Below are 24515 nucleotides of genomic sequence, written 5' to 3' on the forward strand. Positions count from 1 at the left end.
GCTCTGGTTAGGGTGGAGGTCTTTACGCCGCTGCAGACCATGCCTGTCCATGCCGCTGCTGGCCGGCCACGGCGTCGGCTACGAGGCCCAATCTCGCCCCTGCGGGCCCCAACGCAGCTGGTTGGGGCCATTTTGGCTGTGTCAGCCTTGACCCTGGCATCCCTGGGTGTTGGTGTCGACAGGGCCTCTGCGCAGCCCGCCTGCCTGGCGGGCGGGGCCCGAGCCAGGACCTACGACCAGGCCGTGCAGCACACGCGCCAGGCCGCCGAGGCGGTGCTGAGCCGGGGCGGCGCGGAGAGCTGCCTGCGGGGCAAGCTCACCAATGCCCTGCTGGGCCTCTCAGCCAGTTGTGAGGCGGCCGGCCAGAGCAATCCCCTCTGCCAACTCGCCGATCATGCGGTGGTGCAACTGAACTGGACACTGCCGTTCATGGACACCACCTCCCAGAAGGTTCTGGATCTCTCCGTGACCAGCAGCCCTGCCCCGGGGGAGGCCAGCGCGCTGTAGGCCCGCGCCGCCGCCGCTGCCGCTGCGGCCCTCAGGAGCCGGGGACCAGCCCGAATCCCCGGCCGCCGCCGGGAGCCTGGGGCCTTGGAGCCGGACTGGTGGTCCTCAGGGGCTGGCTCAGCTGCCTGCAGAAGCGAATCATGTCTGAGGCTTCGCCAATCAGCCGCTCGCGCCTTTGGAAGTCGTTGCGGGGCACCACCACAGCCTCCTGGCTGATCATCCAGAGCGAGTCCTTGCAGTTGCCGCTCAGCCTCGGATGGTCGAGCAGGGGATCGGCGGCGCTGCGGGCCTGATCGCAGTCGGGTGCCAGGTTGTCACGGCCGCAGGCGATCGTGTTGAGCTGCAGCTGACGCAACAGATCCTGGCTGGGGTAGTCAGGGTCACGAGCCCTGACGGGCCCCTGGCCCAGAGCAGTCAAGGCCAGCACGGCCAGGGCGGGAACCAGCAGCGGGGCAGGGCGTTTCATGGCGGGGCTGAAGGCACTGGACGCCTCCCCATCATTACGGCGAATCTTCGCCCCAGGTGGTCAGGCCGGTGAGGCCCAGGCGCAGGGGGCGCTGACTGTGCCGCCAGTGGCCGGCCAGGGGCGGTGCCAACCAGGCTGAACCCGCCCTGAGCAGGCGACGCAGCCCGCCCTGCCGCTGCAGCCAGAGGCCGCGGGCGGCCTCCTTGGCCTGCAGGGCCTGCAGGCCAAGGGTTTCGGGCTGCCGCAGTGCCTCGATCCTGGCCAGAACCGCATCGAGGCTCTCGGCCAGGGCGCTGCTCTCGGCCAGGGCGCTGCCCTCCTGGGCCGGGGCGTTGGCCAGGGCCTCCCCCAGCAGCTGGCCGGCCACCCAGGCATCCCGCAGCGCCAGGTTGATGCCCTGGGCCCGCACCGGACTCATCGGGTGGGCGGCATCCCCCAGCAACAGCAGGCCAGGGCACCACCATCGCTTGGCCAGGCCCACCTCCACCCGCAGCCGCATCGGCTCGCCCGGCTCGCGGGGCTGGGAGCGCAGCGCGGAGGCCAGCCGGGGGGGGCTCTGGCGGGCCATGCGTTCCAGCCACTGGCGCGGGGAGAGGCTGGGCTCGGCGGCGCCGGCCTGCAGCACCCAGCCCAGCTGCAGGCCACCGCTGGCGGACACAAAGGCGCTGAAGATGCCCTCGGCGCCCACCATTGTGGTGAAATCGCCCTCCAGGGGATCAGCACCGGTCTCCGGAAGGGCGAACCAGAGCACGTCGATCGCACTGGCCCTGCGCCTGAGCTCCAGCCCGGCCGCCTCGCGCAGGCTCGACTGGCGCCCGTCGCAGGCCACCACCAGGCTGGCCGGCAACTGTTCGCCCCCGGCCAGCTGCACGCCGCTGATGCGGCCGGCCTGCCGCATCAGGCCGCTTACCCGCTGGCCCAGCAACACGCGGGCGTTGCCGAGGGCCCGCAGGCGGGCGATCACCGCTGCCAGCAGGGCCGGCTGGCTCACCAGGGTGCAGCTGGGCTGGTCCTCCCCCTCCAGCGGCTCGGCCACCCGGAACAGGGGCTGGCCATCGAGACAGAAGCGCCAGCCCGACAGGGTGCGGTGGGGCAGGTGGGCCAGCTCCTCTGCCAGCCCCATCGCCTTGAGGGCCTCCAGACCGTGGGGCATCAGGGCTTCTCCGCGGAACTGGCGCTCCAGCCTGGAGGCCGCTTCCACCAGGGTCACCGGCACACCGCGCTGGGCCAGCAGCAGGGCCAGGCAGGCGCCCGCCGGGCCTGCTCCCACCACCACAACGGAAGGGCCGGTTGCGCAGGGGGCGGTGTCCGGTAAGGGATCAGAGGAAGGCGTTGTAGTTGCGGTTGGTGAGGCTTTCTCTCTCACTCTGGCCCATCAGTTGGCTCTTTTTGGTGAGCAGGTAATCCACCAGCTCCTGTTGCACATCCAGGAGCTCCTTCGTGCAACCCCGGAACGCAGCCCGGTGGCGAATTTCGTCATGGCGGGTCTGAAGATCCCGCAACATCAGTTGGATCGCATCAAGGGTGGTCGATTCAGCCTTGGCGGCGGATCTTGAGTCCATCAGCAGTGGAGCTTCTCTAGCCAGATCGTACGGGGCCATCCTGGCCCAGCCGTTGCCGGCCACGGCCACAGAGCCGCAGTTGACGGTCGCGTTTGCGCTGCAGCCGGGCGGTGATGCCGAGCTCCGCCCCTTTCCAGAGACGGTCGATTTCCCGGCTGAAATGGGCCGCCAGCTGGGGCGACTCGATGATCAACAGGGTTTCATCGTTCTGGTGGGCGGCACTCGGGCTCCAGTTGAAGGAGCCGGTGACCACGGTCCGCTGGTCGAGCACCGCCAGCTTGTGGTGCATCTTGTCGCCGGCGGCCAGGCGCGGGGTGCCGACCCCCTCGAGGGGCTTGCTGTGGGGGGCGTTGCCCGCCTCCAGGGCACAGCGGTGATCGGGCAGGGCCACCCCCAGCAGATCCAGCACTTCGCTGAAGGAGCGGTTGGCAAAGCCCGGGTCGGCCAGCAGCCGGATCGCCACGCCGCGGCGGTTCAGCTGCCCCAGGGTGTCGCCCAGCTGCTGATCGGAGAACACGAACAGGGCCAGATCGGCGCTGCGGCCCGTCTGCTTGAGCAGGCTGTCCAGCTGCTGCAGGCCATTGGCGCTATCACGGCGCCGATGGGGTGCGAACAGCACCGCCACGGGGGTGCCCCGCACCCTCACCCTCTGCAGCCCGGGGCTGTCCTTGCCCAGGCCGAAGCGACTGTCGGCCGCACCCCCCGGACCGTCCCCCCACAGGCGGCTGAATTCGGCGCTGAACAGGGCGGCCAGCTCCAGGCTCTCGATCCGAAGCAAGTGATTCACATTGCCGCGGCTCTGGGGGGCGCCCGCATCGCCATGGAGGCCCGAGGCGGTGAAGTTGGCGGAGCCCGTCACCACCACCGCCCCATCGACCACCAGGAACTTGTGGTGCATCAGGCCACTGCCGGCGCTGCCATCGGCGGTGTCATCCAGCATCGGCACGCCGCCGCGCCGCAGGATCGCCACCGCATCCCCCCCGCCGAGGGCCTGGAGCTGCTGGTGCCGCCGTCGCTCCCGGGGAGTGAGCTCGGCCAGGTGCTGCTCCGACCACGCCTGGCTGTAGGTGTTCTCCAGCACCACCTGCACCCTGATGCCGCGCCGTTGCTGGGCCACCAGGGCCTCAGCCACCCGGGGCAGGGAGAGTTCCTGAACGGCCACCAGGATGCTGCGACGGGCTGAGGCGATGGCGCTGAGCAGCATCGCCTCCAGGTCGTCGCCCTGGCGCCACTCGCCGCTCACAGGGCTCCGGTAGCGGTTGCCCAGCCGGTGGTTGAACGCTACGGAGAACCCCTGGGGCAGGGGCGGCTCGGGCTGCGGGGCACCGCCGACCCTGGCCACACCTGTGCAGCCGACCAGCAGCCCAGCAGCCGCGAGCAGAGCCAGGTTCAGGCCACGTCGGATCTCAGGGGTGCTTGCCGGGATGGAGCTCCCAGAGCCGAGAGACCTCGTCCAGGCCCGCAAAGCACCCCTCATTGGTGGTAATCCACTGCTGAGGGCAGTGTTGCCTCACGGGCGGAATCAGGGCGAGAGCTCTAGTGGTGCGAGGGCATCTCGGCTGTGCGCAGCATCAGCACGAACCACAGGGTTCCCACTACCACGGCCGTGAGCACCGCTGCTGGCAATCCCACCCAGCGCAGCACCAGGGGCACCGCCACAGGAAAGGCGAGGGCCCCGGCGACCGGGGTGAAAGCAACCACGAGGCGCAGCGGTGTGGAGGGGGCGGGCACGGTCACCTCAGGTCAGAACCACTCGGCTACAGCCTGATCGGCCGGGTTGCTGTTGTCTTCCGGAGTGGTGCGACTGAACTCGAGTGTGATGTTGCGGCTCTGATCGCCGTCTGCAGCCACGGCCTCGATCGGATAGATCTGACGACCGTCGCGGAAGGGCACCTGTACGCGGAAGGTGCCGTCGGCAGAGAGGGGTACGTCCTCGCCGCCGATGGCGAGCTTGGCTGAGGGGTCGGTGGCGCCGTAGACAATCAGCTCGGCGTCGGCCACCAGCCAGAAGGAGCGCTGGCGTGGGGCCACGCCACCGATGCCGGACTCACTGCGGCCGCTAGCCCAGATCCCCAGACCTGAGGCATGGAGGCTGCTGCTGTCGAGCCCTGAGGAGTCGAGCTCGTGGAAGGCCTCGGAGCCCCGGCTGATGCGCCGCCACTGGGATGTGGCGCTCTGGTACAGCCGCTCGTGCAGATCCTGATCTCCGCCTGGGGAGGTCGATGGTGTGGCAGCGGTACTGATCGCCGCCGGAGCCGGCGCGCTGGTGTCGAGGGTGAAGGGAACGAACTGATCCAGGATCTGTTCGCTGGGGTGGAGGGCCGGAACCCGGGCAACAGAGGAGAAGGCCAGCGAGATCCAGCCACCCGCCGAGCCCTTGCGGTAACCGAGCTCGACCCGGTAATCGCGATCGCTCAGGGGCACCGGCAGGTACCACTCGGTGGCATGGCTGTCGACGACCACCTCCTGGAGGGTATGGGGGTGCGCAGAGCCGCCGGAGAGGCCTGTGACATCGGCGAGTCTGAGGCAGAGCTGGTTGGCCCCTGCCGCAAAGGCAGTGTTGCGATCGGCCTCGGTGATGTCCCAGAACACATAGGCCCACTGAGGGTCACGGGGCAGGAACACCACACTGGTCTCAGCAGCAGGGCGAGGGGCCGGAGGCATGTCGGCCTCAATCGATTTCAGCGATGGACTCTCGCCCTGGGAGGCCTCACTTCCCTGCACCTGGCCGAACCCCTCGTCCGGCTGGTCGTCCTTGCGGGCCTCGATCTCCGACACCAGCTCATCCTTGGATTTGCGGCTGTACAGACTGACGCCCAGATCGCTGGCAATCTGGCGCAGCTGCCGGAGGGTCATACGGGCCAACGAGGACAGGGCTTGGCTCACTGCGTAAGGTTTCGTTTGGGATCAGTGTGGAGCACTTTTCACCGAACGGCCTTGCCCGGATCGATGGGGTCAGCATCCACTGACCAGGACGCACGCTCCGGACGCGCCGAGGATCACGGCGGCCCTGCCGGCGGAGTCCACCCCAGCCGCCCAGGGTCACGCCAACCGCCATGAAAAAAGCGGCCCTGGGCCGCTTGGTTTGTGGGTCTTGAGCGGTCGCGTCAGCGGCCGATGCTGCGGTAAGGCACCTTGGCCAGGTAGTTGATGTCGGCAGCGGAAGCCGCGCTGCTGGCACGCATTGCCGGCAGGCTGCGCACCCAGGGCAGATAGTCCTCGGGGAAGCCGCCTCGGCGCTGGCGGGAGCGCTCCGGGTAGGCCTTGGCCGTGCCGGTGTACACCACCTGGGGGAAGCCGAGGATGCTGCGGTAGTAGGCGTCGTAGCGGGGGCTGGTGATGTTGAACGGGGTCTCGCCCAGATCCCGGCTGCCCACCACCCGGTTGCGGTGGTAGGGCACGGTGTCGTAGCCAAAGCTGCCCAGGTACTCCTCCGAATCGAGGATGTCGTCCACCATGCCCTTGACCCCGCGGGTCATCAGCACGGCCGACCAGGCAATCTCCTCAGACTTGCCATGGGTGGGACGGCCCAGCAGCTTCTCCACCAAGTGACGGGCCACCTTGTAGTTGCTGTTCAGGTTGTAGAAGCTGCGGTTGAAGGTGTCGGAGAGGCACAGGGAGCGGATGAAGTCCCGCACCGTGATCTGGCCGTCCCGCAGCTGCGACTCGAGGGTGCGGTCGCGGTCCACCTTGAAGGCGTGGAAGAAAATCTGGCGGTAGGCCGCTTCGATCACGAAATTCTGATCTTCGCGGTCGATGGCTTTGTCCATGGCCGCAGCCTTGGGATCCTCATCAGAACCCACCCGCAGAGGGTCCACCCGCGAGTTCTGGGTGGTGGGTGCGTACTTCAGGAGGGGCAGGGCCACGCGTTTTCAGCATCCGTCGGCCGTGATCGTAGAAGTGCCGCCGCAGCCCCACCGCCGCAGCCCCGGCAGCACTCACAGTCCGTAACGTTTACCAGCCCAGCGCCGAGAGGCTCTGTCCGTCCTTGCCGCGCTCCATGGCGGCCCCGGCGGCGGGCTGGGGATCAACCAAGATCCTGGTTTCCACACAGAACGACGCGGTGTTGGAGAGGCCCTCCACGGTGCTGGTGCGCAGCCGCACGTCGGGTCCGGCAAAGCTGAAGCGCTCCAGGCTGTTCATCGTCTCGTAGCTGGTGGTCAACAGCAGGCCGTCGCGCTCATCCATGGCGAAGTGGCCGGCCACTGGAGCGGTTTCGGCATAGCCCCGGTCGCGCAGCAGCAGCCCCTGGCGGCCTGCCGCATCGGTGGGGATCAGCCCGAAGACGCTCTCTCCCTCGTGGGCTTCGCCGGCCTGGTCCCAGGCCATCGAGGCATTCCAGGTGACCCGGCAGCCCCCCACCAGGCCGCCGGGGGGCTGGCCGTGCAGCTCGGCGATGGCGATCAGGCGCGGATCGTTGGCGGCAAGTTCCACCACCTCAATCCAGGAGCCGCCGGCTTCAGCACGGCGGTGGAGCAGGTGGTGGCTGCTGCGTTGGGAGCGCCAGCGGCCGCAGCTCAACCGGAAGAAACCGAGGGCATCGGCGATGGCGTCAGTCACGCTGGGTCGGCAGTTGGCACGATGATCGCAAGCCAGCGGGCCGAACGAGGTGGTGATCGGCGTGGCTGCGGCCCTCGGAGCCGCCCTCGGCTGGACCCTCGCCAGCAGCCTGTGGCGACGGCTCCCTCCGTCTCTGGGCGCGGCACGGCTGAACCTGCTCAAGAATCTGCTGGCCCTGGCGATGCTGGCGCTCCCCCTTGCCCTGGTGGTGGGGGCCCGCGGGCTTTACGCCCTGCCTGGCTCGGGTCTGGGGCTGCTGGCCGCCAGTGGGGTGCTGGGCATCGCGGCGGGCGACAGTCTCTTTTTCGCAGCCCTGCGGCGCCTGGGCACCCGCCGCACCCTCACGGTGGAGGCCGGTGGCCCCGCCCTCACCGCTGCGGTGGCAGCACTCCTGCTCGGGGAGGCCCTGGGCCTGCAGCAGTGGGCCGGCATCGGCCTGATCAGTGTGGCCCTGGTGCTGGCGGCCCGTCAGGCCACCCCCTCAGCGCTCGGGGGTGGCGGGCCTGCTGCGGCCGGCCTGCTGCTGGCGGCAGCGGCGATGGTCTGTGGCAGTGCCGGCGCCCTCCTGGCACGGGCGGCACTCCTGGACGGCGCGATCAGCCCCCTGGCGGCCACGGGCCTGCGCCTGGCTGCGGCCAGCGTGGTGATGCTGCCCTTGCTGCCCGGCCTGGTGCGGCGCTGGCGCCGGCCGGCCGGCCGGTCCGTCCGCGGGGCCGGCTCGATGCGCTCCCTCTGGGGGCAGGTGCTGCTGGCCACCCTGCTCGGCACGACGGCCGGGATCGGCCTGCAGCAAGTGGCCCTGAGCCGGCTGCCGGCAGGGCTGGCGGTGTCGTTGCTGGCCACGGCGCCGGTGATGGCGGTGCTGCTGGCGCCGCTGGAGGGGGACCGGCCTCTCCTGAGCGGCTGGCTGGCGGCCCTGGCGGCCCTGGCAGGGGTGGTGCTCCTGGTGGGCTGATGCACTCAGCCCTGCGGCCTGCGGTGGTCAGGTTGGGGCGGCATCGATCCTGAGGCGCTGATCTGCGGCGGCCTTGGCGGCCTGGCAGAGCTCAGAGAGCTCCAGGGCAAGGGCCGTGCTGCCCTGGCTCGCCGCCATCGCTTCGAGCTGGCGGCCCGCGGCCTCGAGCTGATCGAGAAAGATCTGCTGAAAGGAGGGGTCGTCGCGCAGCTGGGCAACCCCGCTGGCCCAGTGATTCAGGGCAGCCCGATCAGGCGGCGGCCCCTCGCGCCGTTCAGCGATCACCTGGAGGGTGCGCAGGCCATGGGCCAGAAGTCTGAGGTGATGGCGCTCCAGGGCGGGAAGCAAGGTGGCCTCCAGTTCGGCCAGCTCGCTGGCGCTGAGCGGACCTTGCATCCCTTGCATGGGGGACGACGGCATGGAGCTGGGGGAGATCAGGAGGCGAGGGCGGGCTGGAGCCGGAACCCGCAGGAGTGGCCTGCCTCCAGCCGCCATTGCACCCGCTCCACCACGCAGTCGGGGAAGGTTTCGCGGATCAGGCGCAGTTCCTGATCACAGACGCAGGGAAACTGCTCGGCGATCCGCATCACGGAGCAGTGGAATTCCTGGATCACCCAGGAGTGGCCATCGGGATCGGGACTGCACTCGGCCACATAGCCCTCTTGGCGCCTCAGGTCCACAAGCCGCTCCAGCCGTTCCTTCAGGCTGCCTGCCCCCACATGCCGGCGATAGGCCTGGGCTTTCTGGCTTCCCTGCTGGCAGAGCAGCAGGTTCACGGTTTCCTCGGAGAGCGACTCGGTCATCGACTGGAGCAGGCCGAGGGCAAAATCTTCGCTGCCGTCCGGAAACCTGCCCTGGCCCTGGGGGGTGAGATGCCACTGGTTGCTCGGGCGCCCCGGACCGGCGGCGCTGAGGCTGGAGCCCACCAGTCCCTCTTCCTCAAGGGTGCGCAGGTGGCGCCGCATCACTTGAACGGAGACATCCAGGCGCTGGGCCAGAGCTGCCGCTGTGGACTCCCCGTGGCGTAGGAGGAGAGCAAGGGCTGCCTCCCGGGTGGAGGAGGGTGTGGTGTCGGCGCTGTTCACTGCGGCGCCTGGGGCTTGGGAACGGCCCACGGACGCGAAGGAAGCCGCGGAGGTGTCGCTGTTGGCTGGGGTGGCGAGGCCATCCGGGGCTGAACCTGAAACGAATGCTGTGGTCAAGGTGCGCGCAGCGATAGGGAATCGCATCAACGACACCAGGCCCCAACACGATGCCACGGGTTCGTGGCGATTGGGTGGCCAGACCCGCCGGCCCTCACCTGGACGGCACAATGGGAGAGAACCCAGGCCCAGGATCTGTGCCCTAAGCTGCGAGAAAGGAAACCTGAGGGTTTCGTAATCAGCGGTTTCGGCCAGGTTGGCCGTCCCCGAGCAGATCCTGGTCTCCTCGCTCAACCCGGCCTTACAGCTGGTTTTGATCGGCGCCCTGAGCCCTGCTTCCCGGTCGGGACCCAGTTTTCCGAGCCTGTCGGCCCTGCTCCGCCTTCTCTCTGTCGCCCCTTTCCTCTCCATGTCTGATTCCGCCGCCTCCAGCTCCGCACCCAGCCCCGAGAGCCTGGAGGTGATCCGGAAGTTTGCGGAGACCTACGCCCAACGCACCGGCACCTACTTCTGCAGTGATCCGGGGGTGACGGCGGTGGTGCTGGAGGGCCTGGCGCGGCACAAGGACGACCTTGGCGGTGCCCTTTGCCCCTGCCGCCACTACGAAGACAAGGAGGCTGAAGTGGCCCAGGCCTTCTGGAATTGCCCCTGCGTGCCGATGCGGGAGCGCAAGGAGTGCCACTGCATGCTGTTCCTGACCGAAGACAACCCTTTCCGCGGTGAGAAGCAGACCATCAGCATCGAAGAAGTCAAGACCCTCGCCGCCGGCTGATCCACCCCCGCTTTCCCCAATATGTCCACAGCCACCGTCGGAGAACTTGTTTCTCAGCCGTATAAGTACGGTTTCGTCACTGATATTGAAACCGAGAAGATTGCCAAGGGTCTCAGCGAGGACGTGGTTCGGCTGATCTCGGCGAAGAAAGAGGAACCCCAGTTTCTGCTGGACTTTCGCTTGCGTGCCTACCGGCAGTGGCTGCAGATGCAGGAGCCCGATTGGGCAGCACTGGGCCATCCGGCCATTGATTACCAGGAGATCATCTATTACGCCGCTCCCAAGCAGCAAGAGAAAAAGGCAAGCCTCGATGAGGTTGACCCCAAGCTGCTGGAAACCTTCGACAAACTCGGCATCCCCCTGGGCGAGCAGAAGCGCCTTTCCAACGTGGCTGTGGATGCCGTGTTCGACAGCGTGTCCATCGCCACCACCTTTCGCGAAAAGCTCGCCGAAGACGGTGTGATCTTCTGCTCGATCAGCGAGGCCGTCAAGGATTTTCCCGAGCTCATCGAGGCCTATCTGGGCACGGTGGTGCCCACCAATGACAACTTCTTTTCGGCACTCAATTCCGCCGTCTTCAGTGATGGTTCCTTCGTGTTCATCCCCAAGGGGGTGGCCTGTCCAATGGAACTGTCCACCTACTTCCGCATCAACTCCGGCGATACGGGCCAGTTTGAGCGCACCTTGATCGTGGCTGAGGAGGGCGCCTCCGTGAGCTACCTCGAGGGATGCACGGCCCCGATGTTTGACACCAACCAGCTGCACGCTGCCGTGGTTGAGCTGGTTGCTCTCGATGATGCCTCCATCAAGTATTCCACCGTCCAGAACTGGTACGCCGGTGATGAGAACGGAGTGGGAGGCATCTACAACTTCGTCACCAAGCGGGGCCAATGCCGGGGCGCGCGCAGCAAGATCAGTTGGACCCAGGTGGAAACCGGATCAGCCATCACCTGGAAATACCCCAGTTGTGTGCTGCAGGGCGCTGATTCTGTGGGGGAGTTTTACTCCGTGGCCCTCACCAACAACCGTCAGCAGGCTGACACCGGTACCAAGATGGTGCACGTGGGCCCCCGCACCCGCTCCACGATCGTGAGCAAGGGCATCAGCGCCGGCCATTCCTCCAACAGCTACCGCGGCCTGGTTCAGATCGGGCCGAAAGCCGTGGGTGCCCGCAATTACAGCCAGTGCGATTCGATGTTGATCGGCGATCAGGCGGCTGCCAACACCTATCCCTACATCCGCTGCCAGCAGCCCGAGGCTGCTGTGGAGCACGAGGCCAGCACCTGCCGTATCTCGGCAGACCAGCTCTTCTATCTGCAGAGCCGGGGGATCGGCTTTGAAGAGGCCGTCTCGATGATGGTGAGCGGCTTCTGCCGCGATGTGTTCAACCAGCTGCCGATGGAGTTCGCCGCCGAAGCTGACAAGCTGCTGGCCCTCAAGTTGGAGGGATCGGTGGGTTAGGCCCCGTCATCCCAGCGCCCCTTTGCCCCACTCTTCAGATCAGTTCAGCTCAGCACCGTTCAGCTCCCGTTCCGTTCCTGATTTCCTGTGATTCGCCCAGACGCCCCTGTACTCCTAGAGATCCTCGACCTGCAGGCTTCGGTGGAGGACCAGCCCATCCTCAAAGGGGTGAACCTCACGATCAGAGCCGGTGAGGTGCACGCCGTGATGGGCCGCAACGGCAGTGGCAAGAGCACCCTCTCGAAAGTTCTGGCGGGTCATCCCGCCTACACCGTCACCGCAGGCTCGGTCCACTACCGCGGCGACAACCTGCTGGTGCTGGATCCAGAAGAACGGGCCCGCATCGGCCTCTTCCTCGGCTTCCAGTATCCGGTGGAGATTCCTGGTGTGAGCAACCTCGAATTCCTGCGGGTGGCCACCAACGCTCGCCGCAGCCAGCAGGGCGCCGAGGAACTCGACACCTTCGCCTTCGAGGATCTGGTGCGCGAGCGCCTGGCGGTGGTTCAGATGGACCCCGCCTTTCTCGATCGCAGCGTCAACGAGGGGTTCAGCGGCGGTGAGAAAAAACGCAACGAGATCCTGCAGATGGCCCTGCTGGAGCCTGTGGTGGCCATCCTCGACGAAACCGATTCCGGCCTCGACATCGATGCCCTGCGCATCGTGGCCGGCGGCGTCAACCAGCTCGCCAGCCCCGACAACGCCACCCTGTTGATCACCCACTACCAGCGCCTGCTGGAGGTGATCACCCCGGACTATGTGCACGTGATGGCCGCGGGCCGGATCCTGCGCAGCGGCGGCAAGGAGCTGGCTCTGGAACTGGAGCGCACTGGCTACGACTGGGTGGACGAGCAGGTCGCACGCCTCGAAGCAGGCGCCGAGCGTCAGCCGTTGGAGGTGGGCTGATGGTTGCCAGCTCCCAGGCCGCCGTGGCCCCTGCCGCCACCGCTTCCAGCGAGGCCTGGCTCAGCGCCCTGGCCGGGGCCGCACTGCCCACCCGCCGCCAGGAGGACTGGCGCTTCACCGATCTTTCGGCGCTGCAGACCCTGCCTCAGCGCCTCGCCGACCCCGCCGCCAGCTTCTGGGATCTGGCCACCCTTCCGGCCGGCATCAGCCGCCTCTCCGCCGAGGCGGCGGCTGCCGAGCAGGGCCGCTCGCTGGCGGCCACCGGCTGCAGTGAACACTGGCCGGTGCGGCTCAATGCCGGTGCTGATCCGGCCCTGCTGGCCCTGCGGGTGAGCAGCAGCGCCGATCCCCTCGAGCTGTTGTGGGAGGCCGGCGCCGGCGAGGGTCTGGGGTCACGGCGGCTGCTGCTGGTGCTGGAGCCGGGGGCGAGCCTTGACCTCTTCCTGCTGATCACCGCCGCTGGAGCCCAGGCTCTGAGTCTGGTGATCGAAGTGGCGATGGCCGCTGACAGTCGCCTCAACCTCGGCAGCCTGGCCATCGGCCAGGGGGGCCAGGCCACCCTGCTGGCCCACACGGCCGTGCGCCAGGCCCCCGGCAGCCGGCTCAAGCTGGTGAACGCCAGCGCTGGCTGGGCCCTGCTGCGCCACGAGCCCCGTCTGGTGCAGCCCGACGGGGCTGCCCATGCCTGCCTGCGGGGCCTGCAGCTGGTGGATGGTGAGCAGGTGGCCGACACCCACAGCCATGTGCGCTTCGAGGGCCCGGCCGGCACGCTCGATCAGCTGCACAAGGCCGTGGCCGATGATCGCGGCCGCAGTGTGTTCAACGGTGCCGTGCAGGTGCCCCGGGCGGCGCAGCAGACGAATGCGGCCCAGTTGAGTCGCACCCTGCTGCTCTCCGACCGCGCCAGGATTGACACCAAGCCCGAACTGGAGATCGTGGCCGATGACGTCAAGTGCGCCCACGGCGCCACGGTGAGTCGCCTGCAGCGCGAGGAGCTCTTCTACCTGCAGAGCCGTGGCATCGCTGCCGACCAGGCCGCCGCCCTGCTCAAGCGCGGCTTCTGCCAGGAGGTGCTGCGCGAGCTGCCCGCCGCCGCCGCCCGCCATCGCCCCCTCCAGAGCCTGCTGGGAGAAGCCTGAAGCTCCATGCCGATCACCTCCGCCATCGCCAAGGCTGCCGCCAGCCCCGACAGCGCCCCGCTCTCCAGCCCTGCGGGAGCGGAGTCGGCCTTGATGGCGCCTGACAACCTGGCCCTGCAGACGCGGCCTGACTTTCCCCTGCTCGCCCAGACGGCCTGCCTCGGGCAGCCGCTGATCTATCTCGATCACGCCGCCACGAGCCAGAAGCCGCGCCAGGTGCTGGCGGCCCTGCAGCGCTACTACGACCATGACAACGCCAACGTGCACCGCGGCGCCCACCAGCTGAGCGCCAGGGCCACGGAGGGTTTTGAGGCCGCCAGGTCCAAGACAGCCGCCTTTGTGGGCGCGGCCAGCCCCCGGGAGATCGTGTTCACCCGTAATGCCAGCGAGGCGATCAACCTGGTGGCCCGCACCTGGGGCGAGACCAACCTCAAGCCGGGCGATGAGATTCTGCTCTCGGTGATGGAGCACCACAGCAATCTGGTGCCCTGGCAGCTGCTGGCCGCCCGCACCGGCTGTGTGCTGCGCCACGTGGGCCTCACGGCCACCGGCGAGCTCGACCTCGACGATCTGCGTGCCCAGCTCAATGACCGCACCCGGCTGGTGAGCCTGGTGCAGGTGAGCAACACCCTCGGTTGCCTCACACCGATCGCCGAGATCGCGCCCCTGGCCCATGCCGTGGGGGCACTGCTGCTGGTGGATGCCTGCCAGAGCCTGGCCCACCTGCCGGTGGATGTGGCCCGTCTCGACTGCGACTTCCTCGTGGGCAGCTCCCACAAGCTGTGTGGCCCCACGGGCATGGGCTTCCTCTGGGCCCGCGAGGCCCTGCTGGAGGCGATGCCGCCCTTCCTGGGGGGCGGCGAAATGATCCAGGACGTGTTTCTTGACCACAGCAGCTGGGCTGAACTGCCCCACAAGTTCGAGGCCGGCACCCCGGCCATCGGCGAGGCGATCGGCATGGGGGCCGCCCTCGACTATCTGCAATCGATCGGGCTGGAGCGCATCCACCGCTGGGAGCAACAGCTCACGCGCCGCCTGTTCGAGCGGCTCAAGGCCATCGATGGGGTGACGATCCTGGGGCCCACTCCAGACCAGCAGCCCGATCGCGGTGCCCTCGCGGCCTTTACCGTGGAGGGCCTGCACGCCAATGATCTGGCGGCTCTGCTCGACTCGGCCGGGATCTGCATCCGCAGCGGCCACCACTGCACCCAACCGCTGCATCGGCTCTACGGGATCCCCGGCTCGGCGCGGGCCAGCCTCAGTTTCACCACCTCCCCCGAGGAGATCGACCGCTTCGCGGAGGAGCTGGAAGGCACGATCGGCTTCCTGCGGGAGCACAGCTGAGACCGGGCTCCCGGCCCCCCTCTCCACGCCCCCATGCTGTTGCTTCCCGAGCGCAAGGCGCTGTTCCTGCACATTCCCAAGACCGGGGGGCAGACCATCGAGCGGCTGCTCGGCTTTCCCCATCGCCACCAGCACCACTCCAGCAAGGGCCTGCCCAGTGACTGGCAGCGCTGGTTCCGCTTCACGTTCGTGCGGCATCCGGTGGATCGTTTCATCAGCGCCTGCAACTACTACGTGGACATGGCGGTGCGCCATGAGCGCCGCTACCGGCAGCCCGCCCACCGGGGTGTGATTTCCAGTTTTCGGCTCTGGCTGCTGGATGAGAAGCCCAGCCTGCCGCAGGTGGTGGCGGCCCTGCAGGCCGAGGATCTCTACCGCCGGCATGCGGGCTTCGTGCCCCAGCTCCGGCGGATCAGAGCTGTTCAGCCCCAGTTCCTGGGCCGCTTCGAGCGCTTTGCCGACGATGTGAACACCCTGCTGAGGCTGCTCAATGTGGATGCCCGGCTCGAGGCGGGCACACCGCGCATCAACGCCTCGAAGCAGCACTATCGGCAGGTCGATCTCGATGGGGCTGCGCTTGAGTCGCTCAGCCGCATGTATCGGGCTGATTTCCAGCAACTGGGCTACAGCCCCTGCTCTCCCCCCTTCCCCTCCCAACGATGAACATTGACGGCCAGGCCTGGCGCACCATCTGGCTGGAGCCGGGTGGGCGTTCGGTGGGGGTCATCGATCAGACCCTGCTTCCCCATCGTTTCACCACCCGCCAGCTCAGCAGCTGTGACGCGGCGGCCGAGGCGATCCGCACGATGGTGGTGCGGGGGGCGCCCCTGATCGGTGTCACGGGGGCCTATGGGCTGATGCTGGCCCTGCAGAGCGACCCCAGCGACACCGCCCTCGCCCAGGCCTACGACCAGCTCAATGCCACCCGGCCCACGGCCGTGAACCTGCGCTGGGCCCTGCAGCGGGTGCGGCAGCGGGTGCAGGCCTTGCCCGAACGAGAGCGGGCCGAGGCGGCACGCCTCGAGGCCGCGGCGATCGCCGAGGAGGACGTGGCCATGTGCGCGGCCATCGGCGACCACGGCCTGGTGCTGTTTGAGGCCTTGGCCGCCGGCCGAGCCCTGGAACGCCAGGGGCGGCCGTTCCAGGTGCTCACCCACTGCAATGCCGGCTGGCTGGCCACGGTGGACTGGGGCACGGCCCTGGCGCCGATCTACAAGGCCCACCGCGCCGGCCTGGACCTGCACGTGTGGGTGGACGAGACCAGGCCCCGCAACCAGGGCGCCAGCCTCACCGCCTTCGAACTGGGCCGGGAGGGCGTGCCCCACACCGTGATCGTGGACAACGCCGGCGGTCACCTGATGCAGCACGGCCTGGTGGACGCCGTGATCGTGGGCACCGACCGCACCACCCGCAGCGGCGATGTCTGCAACAAGATCGGCACCTACCTCAAGGCCCTTGCCGCCCACGACAACGGCGTGCCCTTTTACGTGGCCCTGCCGGGCTCCACCATCGACTGGAGCCTGCGCGACGGCCTCGCGGAGATTCCGATCGAGGCCCGCTCCGGCAGTGAGGTGACCCAGATCAGCGGTCGCCTGCTCAACACCGGCGCCATCGCCGCTGCTGGAGAGTCCGCTGCCACCAGGTCCGCTGCCATGGAATCCGCCACAGTGGCCCTCACTCCGGAGGGCAGCGAGGGCTTCAATCCGGCCTTCGATGTCACCCCGGCCCGGCTGGTGACAGCCCTGATCACCGAACGGGGCGTGGCCCCGGCCAGCGAGGCCGGCCTGCTGGGGCTCTATGGGGACCTGGGCGGTGCGGGCGGCTCGGGCAGTTCGGGCCGCGCGGGGGCTCAGGGAGGTTTGCAGTAGAGGCCAGCCCCGCTGGTCTTTAGCCTCGGGATTCCCGCGTCTCCGCCCATGGCCAGCCCGGAGCTCGAGCTGCGCCAGGCCCTGGTGCTGGCGGCCCGGCGGATGAACAGCGCGGGGATCAACCAGGGCACCTCCGGCAACCTCTCAGCCCGGATCCCCGGGGGCCTGCTGATCACCCCGAGTGGCACGCCCTACGAACGGATGCAGCCCGCGGACCTGTGCGCCATCGATGTCCATGGCCAGCCCCTGGATGCCGTGTCGCGTCCGGAGGGTCTGAGGCCCTCCTCCGAGTGGCGGCTGCATGCGGACCTGCTGCGCAGCCGGCCGGAGCTGAACGCTGTGGTGCACTGCCATTCGATCCAGGCCACCGCCCTGGCCTGCCATGGCCGCGGCCTTCCCCCGTTCCACTACATGGTGGTGATGGCCGGTGGGCCGGACATCCGCTGTGCGCCCTACGCCACCTTCGGCAGCCAGCAGCTCTCCGATCTGGCCCTGCAGGCCCTGAGCGGGCGCCGCGCCTGCCTGCTGGCCCAGCACGGCCAGGTGAGCCTGGGAGACAGCCCCGAGCAGGCGCTGGGCCTGGCGATCGAGGTGGAAACCCTCGCCCACATGTATCTGCAGGCCCTGCAGCTGGGCGAACCGCCCCAGCTCTCGGCCGAGGAGATGGCCCGGGTGGCGCACAGCATGGCCGCTCTGCACTACGGCGAGCAGCGGCGGGCCTGATCCCTCAGGTTCGGCCGCCCGCTCTCAGGCCGGGAGCTGGGGCCGTGCTCCGGCCAGCACCATGCCCGTGGTGGCGAACACGAGCACCAGCGCCAGACAGAGGCCCGTCCAGGTGGCCAGCCCCCAGCCGGCCACGGCCAGGGGCGCCACCACGGTGATCACGCCCCCCGCCAGAAACGGCTGCAGCATCAGCTGCTTGATCGAAAAGGCCTGCAGGGCGCTGCTGCGGTCAAAGGGATCGGCCATGTGCAGCAGCACCAGACCACTGGCCGCCACGCCGGTGGCCTGGCCGAACTCGATCACCGCCCGCTCAAACCAGTCGCGAGGCAGGATCCGCGGCGCCAGCAGCAGCACCACCGCCAGGTTCCAGACCAGGCCGGCACCGATCAGCACTGAGAGGGGCAGCCAGTCGGCACGGAGCAAGGCCAGGTCGAGTCCGGCGGTGGCGGCCGTGATCAGCAGGTCGGCGGAGAGGGTGCTGAGCCGCGTCTGCACCGGCGCCGAGGCCCTGCCGGCCTGGCCGGTGCGCTCCAGCAGCAGCCGCACCAGCAGCGATCCCAGGATGGCGAAGGGGAACACGGGCAGGTCTTCCACCACGGTGTCGACGCCGCCCCCCACCAGGGCGCCACCCAGCCGCAGCAGCGCCAGCAGGGCCAGCCCCACCAGCACCGCACAGCCCGAGAGGGCCAGATTCACCAGCCAGACGGAGGCGCCAGGGCGTGGCTTGGGTTCGAGGCCGCCGGTGCGGGGCAGCGCGCTGAGGCTGGCGGCGTTGTCGATCGAGAGCCAGCCGCGCTGCCGGCCCAGCAGCACCACCAGGCCCCCCACCAGGGTGGAGGCCACCAGACCGGCGGAGGCCAGGGTGAGGCCCAGAGCCTGGCCACCCGGGAAGCCGAGGGCTGCGTAACTCGGCCCCATGGCGGCGGCGGAGCCGTGCCCACCCTCGAAGGCCACCTCAATCAGGCAGGCCATCACCGGGCTCACCCCCAGCCGCGGTTCGAGGATCCACAGCACCACCAGGCCTCCCACGAGGTATTGGCCGAAGGCGAGCACCAGCGCCAGGGACACCTGCCCCGACACCGGCCGCCACAGCCCGGCCAGGGTGGGCAGGGGCTTGCCCAGCATCAGGCAGGCGAACACCAGGGTGAGCAGCACCTGGGGCAGCTCTGCCCAGATGTCCATCACCGGCTGGGGCAACCAGGGCAGGACTCCCGCCGGCGCCAGCAGCAGGCCGAGCACCCCGGCCAGCAGCGCCTCGGGAATGCCCCACACCATCAGCGACAGGCGCCGCGCCACCCAGCCGGCCAGCAGCAGCAGCAGAGCCAGCAGGCCCAGGGCCAGCAGCAGCCAGGCGCCCCGTTCAAGAAGCACGGCACCCCCGGCCCCGAGCACAGCCGAACCCCGCGCGATCAGTTCCGAACTCACCAACGCCTGCAGGCCCATCACATCAGCCGGTTCTGGCTGACCTCGGGATCTTAGGGCTCGGTTTCGGGCCTGGAGGGGGCTTCAGATCTCGGCGGCGGCGCGCTCCACCAGCCTTCTGGCCACGGCCTGGGTGCCGGTGTGCTGGTAGGTGTCGGTGAAGGCATCCAGGAAGGTGGCCAGCTGCTCGAAGCGTCCCTGCCAGGGCCCGAGGCTGCCCTCCAGGGCCTGCACGGCCTTCTGGCCGCTGAGGCCGAGGCTGCTCACGAAGCCCCCGGCCCAGCCCAGCCAGGAGTCGACCCCGCTCCGCAGGAAGCCCAGGTGGGCCTGCTCGCCGCGGCCGGGAATCAGGGGCGCCATGGCCCGGTAGCCCGGCAGCTGGTTCAGATCGCCGCTGCCCACCTGGCCCAGCAGGCCATCGAGGCGCTCCAGGGCCCGATCACCCAGGGGCAGCAGGGCGTCGAAGCAGAGCATGGCCGCCATCCGCACCCGGGCCTCCCCGGCGTAGTCGGCCAGGGAGGCGCTGAAGTCACCGAAGCTGTCTCCCGGCAGGCCGTTCACCTGGGTGAAGGCCAGCAGTTCGGCCGACACCTTGAGGGCCAGGTCGGTGGCCTGCAGGGTGTCGCTGGCGGGGGTGAGGTTGGCCAGGCCCTTGACCAGGGGCAGGGCGGCGCCGATGTTGGCCGCCAGCCGCAGTCCACCGCTGGCCTTCTGGGAGCGGTTGACGGCGTCGTAGAGGCTGAGGGCGCGGCCATAGCCCTCATGGCGGGCGCGGCTGAGCGTGTCGGCGCGGGCACGCACCTGGGCGATCAGCTGGGGATCGCTGCTGCCCAGCACCTCGGCGATCAGCAGCTCGGGCTGGGTGGTGTTCTGCCAGGTTCCCGGCACCAGGGTGCTGATGCCCTTGAGGGCCAGCACGGTGAGGTTGCGCCGGGGCAGGCGCTCCAGTCGTTCCAGAACGGTGCGGCTCATGCGGGGTTAGGGGCGGGATCGAGCGCCGGCCGGGCCGGTTTGAGGGCCTGGCGGGTTCCCTTGGGCTGGGGCAGGGCGGCCAGGCCGGGCAGGTCGAAGGCTTCCAGCAGCTCATGGCGCTGGGTGAGGTCCAGCCCCTTCTCCTGGCCGATCACCTTCACCTGGAAGCGCTCGGCCACCAGCAGGGCGCTGGCCTGCTGGCCCTGCTCCACCAGGGGCCAGCCCTTGAGGCTGTCGGCGCTGCTCCGGAACTTCTCACGCGCCTCAGGCGCCGTGGTGGTGTCGGAGATGGCCAGCAGGGCCAGGGCCTCACCACCCTGCTTGAGGCGGGCCTGGCTGAAGCCCCGCTTCTCCTGGGTGAACACCAGCTCCTCGCCGGGGCCGGGGCTGGGGAACAGGCGGTTGAAGGCGCTGCCGTTCACCACGGCGCTGGTGGGGATGTCGCCCACCGTGCCGCCGGGCATCCACTGCGAGAACGGCAGCAGCAGCAGGCCCGCGATCAGGAGTGCGGAGCCCAGGACCAGGGCAAGGCCCCAGCGCAGCAGGCGGGACATGGCGAGCAGTGATGAGGCTGAACTGTTGCTAGTCGTCGCCAGGCCATCTGTCCTGGTGCCGGCTGGAGTCGTCATGCAAAGTGACGCCTGAAGAAGGCCTCCGTGGCCTCCAGCACCTGCACCTGCACGCTGCCGCTGCGGAAGCCATGGCCTTCGCCGGCGAAGCGGTGCACCTCCACCGGCACCCCCTGGGCTTCCAGGGCGGCGGCCATGGTGTCGGTCTGCTCGGGTGGCACCACGGTGTCCTCGAGGCCCTGAAAGAAGATCACCGGGCAGTGGATCTGCCCGGCGTGCTCCAGGGGAGACCTGGTCCGATAGGTGGCTTCGGCTGTGGGCCAGGGGCCGATCAGCCCATCGAGATAGCGGGCCTCGAAGCGATGGCTCTGCCGTGCCAGGGCCGCCGGATCGGCTACTCCGTAACGGCTGGCGCCGGCCTGGAACACGTCGGTGAAGCAGAGCGCCGCCAGGGCCGTGAAGCCACCGGCGCTGCCACCCTCGATGGCAATCCGCCGGCCGCTGGCTGCCGCGGCGGCCACCAGGGCCTGGGCCGCAGCGGCGCAGTCGGCCACATCCACCACGCCCCACTGGCCATCGAGCCGCTCCCGGTAGGCGCGGCCGAAACCGGTGGAGCCGCCGTAGTTCACATCCACCACCCCCCAGCCGCGGCTGGTCCAGAACTGGATGGCCAGCTGCAGGCCCCGGCGGGCCATGCCGGTGGGGCCGCTGTGGCCCTTCACCAGCAGGGGGGAAGCAGCCGTGGCGCCTCCCCAGGGCGGATGGAACCAGGCATGGGTGGGGGCCCCGCCGTGGCCCTCGAACCAGAGGGCCCGGGGTGGCTCGATCTGCTCGGCTGCGAGGGGGGCGGGGGCCGCAGGGGTGTGGCGCCAGCTGCCGCTGGCCAGACCGAGCTCCAGCAACCCCTGGGGGGTGGTTGGATTGCCGGCCAGGGCCAGCACGGTGCCGGCGGCGGCATCCAGGCCCGCCAGATCGTCAAAGGGCACGGCCAGGGGCTGCCAGGCCGCGGCGCAGCCGGCCGTGGGGCCATCGAGGGCCACCTGGCCCAGCTCCCAGCAGCCGCCCCGGCAGGCCGCCGCCACCAGCACGGAGCCATCCCAGGCGCTGGTGCGCAGGCCGCTCACCCATTGCGGCAGGGCGAACTCGGCCTGCAGCGGCAGCAGTGGCTGCCAGCGAGGCGGGCCCGGCTGGGCGGTGTCAAGCCGCTGCAGGTTCCACCAGCCGCTCTCATCCGAGGCCACCACAAGCGCGTGGGGGCCGATCCAGAGGGGCTGGAACACCGAGATCCCTCGGGGATCGCCAGGCCCCGAACCCGCCACGACGCGCGGCTGCAGCAGGGTTCCCTGCCCATCCAGTTCCGCCAGCCAGAGCTGGCTGCGCTGCCAGGGCATGAACGGCTGCTGCCACTCCACCCAGGCGAGCTGGCTGCCATCGGGACTCAGGCAGGGGTAGGCGCAGAAGTCCTCGGCTTGGTGGAGCTGCTGGGGCGCCTGGTTTCCCGCCAGGGGCAAGCTCACCAGCTGGTCGCGGCCGCCCTGCTCCAGCACACCGATCCAGCGCTGGCGCCCCGGGTCGATCAGCCCGTCGGCGAGAACGGGGCCATTCGGACCGGGGCCATTCGGGTTGGAGTCATCGCCGGGAGCGGGCGGCGTGAGGCGCCGCGGTTCCGCCAGGGGGCGTCCCGAGGCGGGGTCGAGGCGCAGGTGCCAGAGGCAACGATCCCCGTCGTGCACGAACACCAGCTCGCCAGGCCCGATCGCATAGGCCCCGCCGCCGTAGCCATGCAGGCGGCTGCGCAGGTTCCAGGGCGCCGGCGTGAGCTCGATCACTTGGCCGTCTTGGCCGCGGCGCAGCAACAGGGTGGTGCGGCCCTGCTCCTGGGGCCGCTGCTCCAGCCAGAGCCGATGCTGGCCCCAGAGGCGGGGCTCCAGAAAGCTGGCGGTGCGGCCGACCGCGGTCGCCGCCGGCAGGGGCTGGGGGACCTGGCGGGGGGTCAAGGGGCTCGCTCCAGAACGCAGGGCCTGTCGCCCTAAACTGACATCAACTCCATAGGAAGGGTCCTTGGCTCGCAGCTTCGCCCAGATGGCGCGCTCGGCGGAACTCAACAGCCGTACGGTCCAGGTGCCCAAGGAGGCTCTGGATCAGCCTCCGCTGCAGATTCACACCCTGGGCGATGCCGTGCTGCGCACCCCGGCCAAGCGGATCAGCAAGGTGGATGAGTCGGTGAGAGAGCTGGCCCGCAACATGCTGCGCAGCATGTACAGCGCCAAGGGCATCGGCCTGGCGGCACCCCAGGTGGGGGTGCACAAGCAGCTGCTGGTGATCGATCTCGATCCCGAGAACCCCGCCACGCCTCCGCTGGTGCTGATCAATCCTGAGATCCGCTCCTTCGGCGGCGCCATCGACACCTACGAAGAGGGTTGCCTGAGCATTCCCGGGGTTTACCTCAATGTGGTGCGCCCGGCCACGGCGGAGGTGAGCTTCCGCGATGAGATGGGGCGCCCCCAGAAGCTCAGCACCGATGGGCTGCTGTCACGCTGCATCCAGCACGAGATGGACCATCTCAATGGGGTGCTGTTCGTGGATCGCGTCACCGACGAGATCAGCCTCACCGAGGAGCTCCAGCAGAAGGGCTTCGACCGCCAAGCCGTTCACCCGATCCGCTGACCGCCCATGCCGATGAAGCCCCTGGCCGGGATCTTTCTGGCCCTGGCCTGCCTGCTGGGCATCGCCGCCACAGGCTCCGTGTTCGAGCTGGCGTACGGCGACCCCGATCTCGGGATCACCCCCACCCGCTGGATTCTGGGGTTGAGCGCTCCTGGCACTCTGGCTTCGCTGCTGGTGGCGATCCGCATCAACCGCCCGGCGCCCTGAACCTGGGCTTACCGCCCAGCCTGGGCCGCCGGGGCTGGCCACCCAGCCTGGCCCGTGGCGAACAGCCTTCGCTCTGGCCCCCGCCCCTGGTGACCCGGGGCCTGGCTGCATACCATGACCATCGTTCTGGCCCGAGCTGTGATGGAGTTGTCCGCACTGCCCCCCTTCCCGGCACGCCTGGCGAGCACCGCCCTGGCCCTGGTCGGTGCCGCGGCCCTCGGCCCAGGTGCCTCACCGGCAGCGGCGGCGTCCCTGTTCGAGGCCACCGAGGTCAACCAGCAGAGTTTCGTGCTGGTGGCCGCGCCGATCGGCAATGGTGAGCGGGCCCAGCTCAACATCTACGAGCAGATCCGCGACACCCGCCCCTGCTTCGCCGTGAACGGCTCCCAGCCAGCTCTGGTGGACCCCCTGCTGTCGACGTTCGACTTCACCGGCATCTGCGGCCGCTTCCTCGATGCCAATGGCTACTCCCTGCGGGTGGGTGGCTCCGATCTCGGCTCCGGCTACCGCCTCAGCGTGATTCGCAGCAATGGCGACAACCTGCTCCTCGCCGTGCCGACCAAGGCGGGGGCGGGGCCAGAAATGGTGGTGGCCCGCACCCAGGGCCCGGGCAGCGGCTTTCTGCAACTGGTGTTCGAGCCAGGCTGGGGGCTGAAGCGCCGCGCCTTCCAGGGCCGCCGGCTCGGCCATCTCTACGTCTACCGCGACAGCTGGCCGGGCGAGGTGGCTGACCAGCTCAGCGCCCCTCCCGCGGCTCCCCTGGAGGAGCTGCCACCGGCAGAGGGTTGAGGCTGGGGGGCGGTTGCTAAGCTCAGAAGCTCTGTGCCAGCGCCCCCGCTTCATGACCCAGGTCACCGTCGGTGAAAACGAAGGAATCGAATCGGCGCTGCGCCGCTTCAAGCGCCAGGTGTCCAAGGCGGGCATCTTTGCCGACCTCAAGCGGCTCCGCCACCACGAGACCCCCACCGAGAAGTACAAGCGCAAGGCCCAGCAACGCCGCCGTCGCCGCTGATCGGGGCCCCCGGTCCAGAACGGGTAGAAACACTGGTTTCGCCAATGCTGCGGACCATTCAGGCTGGGTTCATCTCTTCTGAGGTGTCGGCCATGGCTGCTTCATTCCTGGTTCGGATGCGTGCCTTCGCCCTCTGGTTCGGAGACGGCCTGGGCCATGCCCTCGGCAACCCTGAGGAGGAACGCCGCTTCCAGCCCCCTCTGGTGGGCGTTCAGCCCTATGGCGATCGCCCCTACCGCGCCGCTCGCTGACCCCTTGAGCAAG

At 69.2% G+C, this 24515-nt stretch carries 29 protein-coding genes; 15 read left to right on the forward strand and 14 right to left on the reverse strand.

The genetic code is table 11. The annotated features are described in order from the left end of the window. The first annotated feature begins 138 nt into the window (after positions 1-138). The gene (locus ACWJIO_RS03975) at positions 139-507 is read left to right on the forward strand and encodes a hypothetical protein (RefSeq protein WP_480311947.1); all 369 of its coding nucleotides are present in this window, start codon (positions 139-141) and stop codon (positions 505-507) included. 31 nt (positions 508-538) lie between these two features. Here the strand turns inward: ACWJIO_RS03975 and ACWJIO_RS03980 are convergent, their stop codons facing one another. The 8 genes from ACWJIO_RS03980 to ACWJIO_RS04015 all read right to left on the reverse strand — a co-directional run bounded on the left by ACWJIO_RS03980 (position 539) and on the right by ACWJIO_RS04015 (position 7095). Next, positions 539-973, reverse strand: a complete 435-nt coding sequence (locus ACWJIO_RS03980; protein ID WP_480311574.1) for a hypothetical protein — start codon at positions 971-973, stop codon at positions 539-541. Positions 974-1007: 34 nt separating this feature from the next. Further along, the gene (locus tag ACWJIO_RS03985; RefSeq protein WP_480311575.1) at positions 1008-2243 is read right to left on the reverse strand and encodes an FAD-dependent monooxygenase; all 1236 of its coding nucleotides are present in this window, start codon (positions 2241-2243) and stop codon (positions 1008-1010) included. Positions 2244-2292: 49 nt separating this feature from the next. Next, positions 2293-2535, reverse strand: a complete 243-nt coding sequence (locus ACWJIO_RS03990; protein ID WP_186698543.1) for a hypothetical protein — start codon at positions 2533-2535, stop codon at positions 2293-2295. 16 nt (positions 2536-2551) lie between these two features. After that, entirely contained in the window at positions 2552-3877 is a 1326-nt protein-coding gene (locus tag ACWJIO_RS03995; protein ID WP_480311578.1) for a phospholipase D-like domain-containing protein, read from the reverse strand. Between the two features lie 194 nt (positions 3878-4071). Next, positions 4072-4272: a hypothetical protein gene (locus ACWJIO_RS04000; RefSeq protein WP_480311579.1), complete on the reverse strand. Its 201-nt coding sequence runs from the start codon at positions 4270-4272 to the stop codon at positions 4072-4074. Between the two features lie 6 nt (positions 4273-4278). After that, the gene (locus ACWJIO_RS04005) at positions 4279-5391 is read right to left on the reverse strand and encodes a DUF4912 domain-containing protein (RefSeq protein WP_480311581.1); all 1113 of its coding nucleotides are present in this window, start codon (positions 5389-5391) and stop codon (positions 4279-4281) included. Between the two features lie 251 nt (positions 5392-5642). Then, on the reverse strand, positions 5643-6401 hold the full coding sequence (locus ACWJIO_RS04010) for a phycobilisome rod-core linker polypeptide (RefSeq protein ID WP_186698546.1): 759 nt from the start codon (positions 6399-6401) through the stop codon (positions 5643-5645). An 88-nt stretch (positions 6402-6489) separates the two neighbouring features. After that, complete coding sequence (locus ACWJIO_RS04015) at positions 6490-7095, reverse strand: phycobiliprotein lyase (protein WP_480311583.1); 606 nt, start codon at positions 7093-7095, stop codon at positions 6490-6492. Between the two features lie 49 nt (positions 7096-7144). On the opposite strand from ACWJIO_RS04015, the gene ACWJIO_RS04020 reads away from it, so the two are divergent. Continuing rightward, on the forward strand, positions 7145-8050 hold the full coding sequence (locus tag ACWJIO_RS04020) for an EamA family transporter (protein ID WP_480311585.1): 906 nt from the start codon (positions 7145-7147) through the stop codon (positions 8048-8050). A 27-nt stretch (positions 8051-8077) separates the two neighbouring features. On the opposite strand, the gene ACWJIO_RS04025 is transcribed toward ACWJIO_RS04020, so the two are convergent. Together ACWJIO_RS04025 and sufR are read right to left on the reverse strand one after the other, a co-directional pair. Continuing rightward, positions 8078-8446 (reverse strand): hypothetical protein, encoded by a 369-nt coding sequence (locus ACWJIO_RS04025; RefSeq protein ID WP_480311586.1) that lies wholly within the window; start codon positions 8444-8446, stop codon positions 8078-8080. A 38-nt stretch (positions 8447-8484) separates the two neighbouring features. Beyond that, entirely contained in the window at positions 8485-9135 is a 651-nt protein-coding gene (gene sufR / locus ACWJIO_RS04030; protein ID WP_480311948.1) for an iron-sulfur cluster biosynthesis transcriptional regulator SufR, read from the reverse strand. A gap of 466 nt (positions 9136-9601) precedes the next feature. On the opposite strand from sufR, the gene ACWJIO_RS04035 reads away from it, so the two are divergent. The 8 genes from ACWJIO_RS04035 (at position 9602) to ACWJIO_RS04070 (ending at position 17402) form a co-directional block, all read left to right on the forward strand. Continuing rightward, positions 9602-9964 (forward strand): ferredoxin-thioredoxin reductase catalytic domain-containing protein, encoded by a 363-nt coding sequence (locus ACWJIO_RS04035; protein WP_480311587.1) that lies wholly within the window; start codon positions 9602-9604, stop codon positions 9962-9964. Between the two features lie 21 nt (positions 9965-9985). Continuing rightward, entirely contained in the window at positions 9986-11425 is a 1440-nt protein-coding gene (sufB, locus tag ACWJIO_RS04040; RefSeq protein ID WP_480311589.1) for a Fe-S cluster assembly protein SufB, read from the forward strand. A gap of 87 nt (positions 11426-11512) precedes the next feature. Then, entirely contained in the window at positions 11513-12328 is an 816-nt protein-coding gene (gene sufC / locus ACWJIO_RS04045; RefSeq protein WP_480311590.1) for a Fe-S cluster assembly ATPase SufC, read from the forward strand. After that, a complete protein-coding gene (gene sufD / locus ACWJIO_RS04050; RefSeq protein ID WP_480311592.1) occupies positions 12328-13467 on the forward strand; it encodes a Fe-S cluster assembly protein SufD in 1140 nt (379 codons plus the stop codon). The genes sufC and sufD overlap by 1 nt, the downstream gene beginning before the upstream one ends. Before the next feature lie 93 nt (positions 13468-13560). After that, a complete protein-coding gene (locus ACWJIO_RS04055) occupies positions 13561-14811 on the forward strand; it encodes a SufS family cysteine desulfurase (protein ID WP_480311950.1) in 1251 nt (416 codons plus the stop codon). A gap of 33 nt (positions 14812-14844) precedes the next feature. Further along, the gene (locus ACWJIO_RS04060) at positions 14845-15474 is read left to right on the forward strand and encodes a sulfotransferase family 2 domain-containing protein (protein WP_480311594.1); all 630 of its coding nucleotides are present in this window, start codon (positions 14845-14847) and stop codon (positions 15472-15474) included. Then, positions 15471-16679 carry an S-methyl-5-thioribose-1-phosphate isomerase gene (gene mtnA / locus ACWJIO_RS04065; protein WP_480311595.1) on the forward strand — a complete coding sequence of 403 codons (1209 nt, stop codon included), beginning with the start codon at positions 15471-15473 and terminating at the stop codon, positions 16677-16679. The genes ACWJIO_RS04060 and mtnA overlap by 4 nt, the downstream gene beginning before the upstream one ends. 48 nt (positions 16680-16727) lie before the next feature. Further along, positions 16728-17402: a class II aldolase/adducin family protein gene (locus tag ACWJIO_RS04070; protein ID WP_480311597.1), complete on the forward strand. Its 675-nt coding sequence runs from the start codon at positions 16728-16730 to the stop codon at positions 17400-17402. A gap of 24 nt (positions 17403-17426) precedes the next feature. Here ACWJIO_RS04070 and ACWJIO_RS04075 read toward each other — a convergent pair whose 3' ends face one another. From ACWJIO_RS04075 to ACWJIO_RS04090, 4 genes are all read right to left on the reverse strand, one after another. Further along, positions 17427-18845, reverse strand: a complete 1419-nt coding sequence (locus ACWJIO_RS04075) for a sodium/glutamate symporter family protein (protein ID WP_480311598.1) — start codon at positions 18843-18845, stop codon at positions 17427-17429. A 63-nt stretch (positions 18846-18908) separates the two neighbouring features. Next, positions 18909-19796, reverse strand: coding sequence for a hypothetical protein (locus tag ACWJIO_RS04080; protein WP_480311600.1), 888 nt, complete (start codon positions 19794-19796; stop codon positions 18909-18911). Beyond that, positions 19793-20350 (reverse strand): hypothetical protein, encoded by a 558-nt coding sequence (locus ACWJIO_RS04085; RefSeq protein ID WP_480311601.1) that lies wholly within the window; start codon positions 20348-20350, stop codon positions 19793-19795. Before ACWJIO_RS04085 ends, ACWJIO_RS04080 begins: the two co-directional genes overlap by 4 nt. A 71-nt stretch (positions 20351-20421) precedes the next feature. After that, positions 20422-22362 (reverse strand): S9 family peptidase, encoded by a 1941-nt coding sequence (locus ACWJIO_RS04090; RefSeq protein ID WP_480311603.1) that lies wholly within the window; start codon positions 22360-22362, stop codon positions 20422-20424. A 64-nt stretch (positions 22363-22426) separates the two neighbouring features. On the opposite strand from ACWJIO_RS04090, the gene def reads away from it, so the two are divergent. The 5 genes from def to ACWJIO_RS04115 all read left to right on the forward strand — a co-directional run bounded on the left by def (position 22427) and on the right by ACWJIO_RS04115 (position 24502). After that, complete coding sequence (gene def / locus ACWJIO_RS04095; RefSeq protein ID WP_480311604.1) at positions 22427-23032, forward strand: peptide deformylase; 606 nt, start codon at positions 22427-22429, stop codon at positions 23030-23032. A 6-nt stretch (positions 23033-23038) separates the two neighbouring features. Continuing rightward, entirely contained in the window at positions 23039-23239 is a 201-nt protein-coding gene (locus ACWJIO_RS04100; RefSeq protein ID WP_480311605.1) for a hypothetical protein, read from the forward strand. Positions 23240-23380: 141 nt separating this feature from the next. After that, positions 23381-24028 carry a DUF3747 domain-containing protein gene (locus ACWJIO_RS04105; protein WP_480311606.1) on the forward strand — a complete coding sequence of 216 codons (648 nt, stop codon included), beginning with the start codon at positions 23381-23383 and terminating at the stop codon, positions 24026-24028. Positions 24029-24080: 52 nt separating this feature from the next. Further along, positions 24081-24251 (forward strand): 30S ribosomal protein S21, encoded by a 171-nt coding sequence (gene rpsU / locus ACWJIO_RS04110; protein ID WP_006172073.1) that lies wholly within the window; start codon positions 24081-24083, stop codon positions 24249-24251. 92 nt (positions 24252-24343) lie between these two features. Further along, complete coding sequence (locus ACWJIO_RS04115; RefSeq protein WP_480311607.1) at positions 24344-24502, forward strand: hypothetical protein; 159 nt, start codon at positions 24344-24346, stop codon at positions 24500-24502. Positions 24503-24515: the final 13 nt, after the last annotated feature.

The sequence above is a fragment of the Paraciimarium castrense LEGE 11436 genome (genome assembly GCF_056633055.1).

What these genes read in the sequence shown, in the direction of transcription:
- ACWJIO_RS03980 (WP_480311574.1), bottom strand. Translation starts at nt 973, where the DNA reads ATGAAACGCCCTGCCCCGCTGCTGGTTCCCGCCCTGGCCGTGCTGGCC.
- ACWJIO_RS03990 (WP_186698543.1), bottom strand. Translation starts at nt 2,535, where the DNA reads ATGGACTCAAGATCCGCCGCCAAGGCTGAATCGACCACCCTTGATGCG.
- ACWJIO_RS04005 (WP_480311581.1), bottom strand. Translation starts at nt 5,391, where the DNA reads ATGACCCTCCGGCAGCTGCGCCAGATTGCCAGCGATCTGGGCGTCAGT.
- ACWJIO_RS04025 (WP_480311586.1), bottom strand. Translation starts at nt 8,446, where the DNA reads ATGCAAGGTCCGCTCAGCGCCAGCGAGCTGGCCGAACTGGAGGCCACC.
- ACWJIO_RS04035 (WP_480311587.1), top strand. Translation starts at nt 9,602, where the DNA reads ATGTCTGATTCCGCCGCCTCCAGCTCCGCACCCAGCCCCGAGAGCCTG.
- sufB (WP_480311589.1), top strand. Translation starts at nt 9,986, where the DNA reads ATGTCCACAGCCACCGTCGGAGAACTTGTTTCTCAGCCGTATAAGTAC.
- sufD (WP_480311592.1), top strand. Translation starts at nt 12,328, where the DNA reads ATGGTTGCCAGCTCCCAGGCCGCCGTGGCCCCTGCCGCCACCGCTTCC.
- ACWJIO_RS04055 (WP_480311950.1), top strand. Translation starts at nt 13,561, where the DNA reads ATGGCGCCTGACAACCTGGCCCTGCAGACGCGGCCTGACTTTCCCCTG.
- ACWJIO_RS04060 (WP_480311594.1), top strand. Translation starts at nt 14,845, where the DNA reads ATGCTGTTGCTTCCCGAGCGCAAGGCGCTGTTCCTGCACATTCCCAAG.
- mtnA (WP_480311595.1), top strand. Translation starts at nt 15,471, where the DNA reads ATGAACATTGACGGCCAGGCCTGGCGCACCATCTGGCTGGAGCCGGGT.
- ACWJIO_RS04070 (WP_480311597.1), top strand. Translation starts at nt 16,728, where the DNA reads ATGGCCAGCCCGGAGCTCGAGCTGCGCCAGGCCCTGGTGCTGGCGGCC.
- ACWJIO_RS04075 (WP_480311598.1), bottom strand. Translation starts at nt 18,845, where the DNA reads ATGGGCCTGCAGGCGTTGGTGAGTTCGGAACTGATCGCGCGGGGTTCG.
- ACWJIO_RS04080 (WP_480311600.1), bottom strand. Translation starts at nt 19,796, where the DNA reads ATGAGCCGCACCGTTCTGGAACGACTGGAGCGCCTGCCCCGGCGCAAC.
- ACWJIO_RS04085 (WP_480311601.1), bottom strand. Translation starts at nt 20,350, where the DNA reads ATGTCCCGCCTGCTGCGCTGGGGCCTTGCCCTGGTCCTGGGCTCCGCA.
- ACWJIO_RS04100 (WP_480311605.1), top strand. Translation starts at nt 23,039, where the DNA reads ATGCCGATGAAGCCCCTGGCCGGGATCTTTCTGGCCCTGGCCTGCCTG.
- ACWJIO_RS04105 (WP_480311606.1), top strand. Translation starts at nt 23,381, where the DNA reads ATGGAGTTGTCCGCACTGCCCCCCTTCCCGGCACGCCTGGCGAGCACC.
- rpsU (WP_006172073.1), top strand. Translation starts at nt 24,081, where the DNA reads ATGACCCAGGTCACCGTCGGTGAAAACGAAGGAATCGAATCGGCGCTG.
- ACWJIO_RS04115 (WP_480311607.1), top strand. Translation starts at nt 24,344, where the DNA reads ATGGCTGCTTCATTCCTGGTTCGGATGCGTGCCTTCGCCCTCTGGTTC.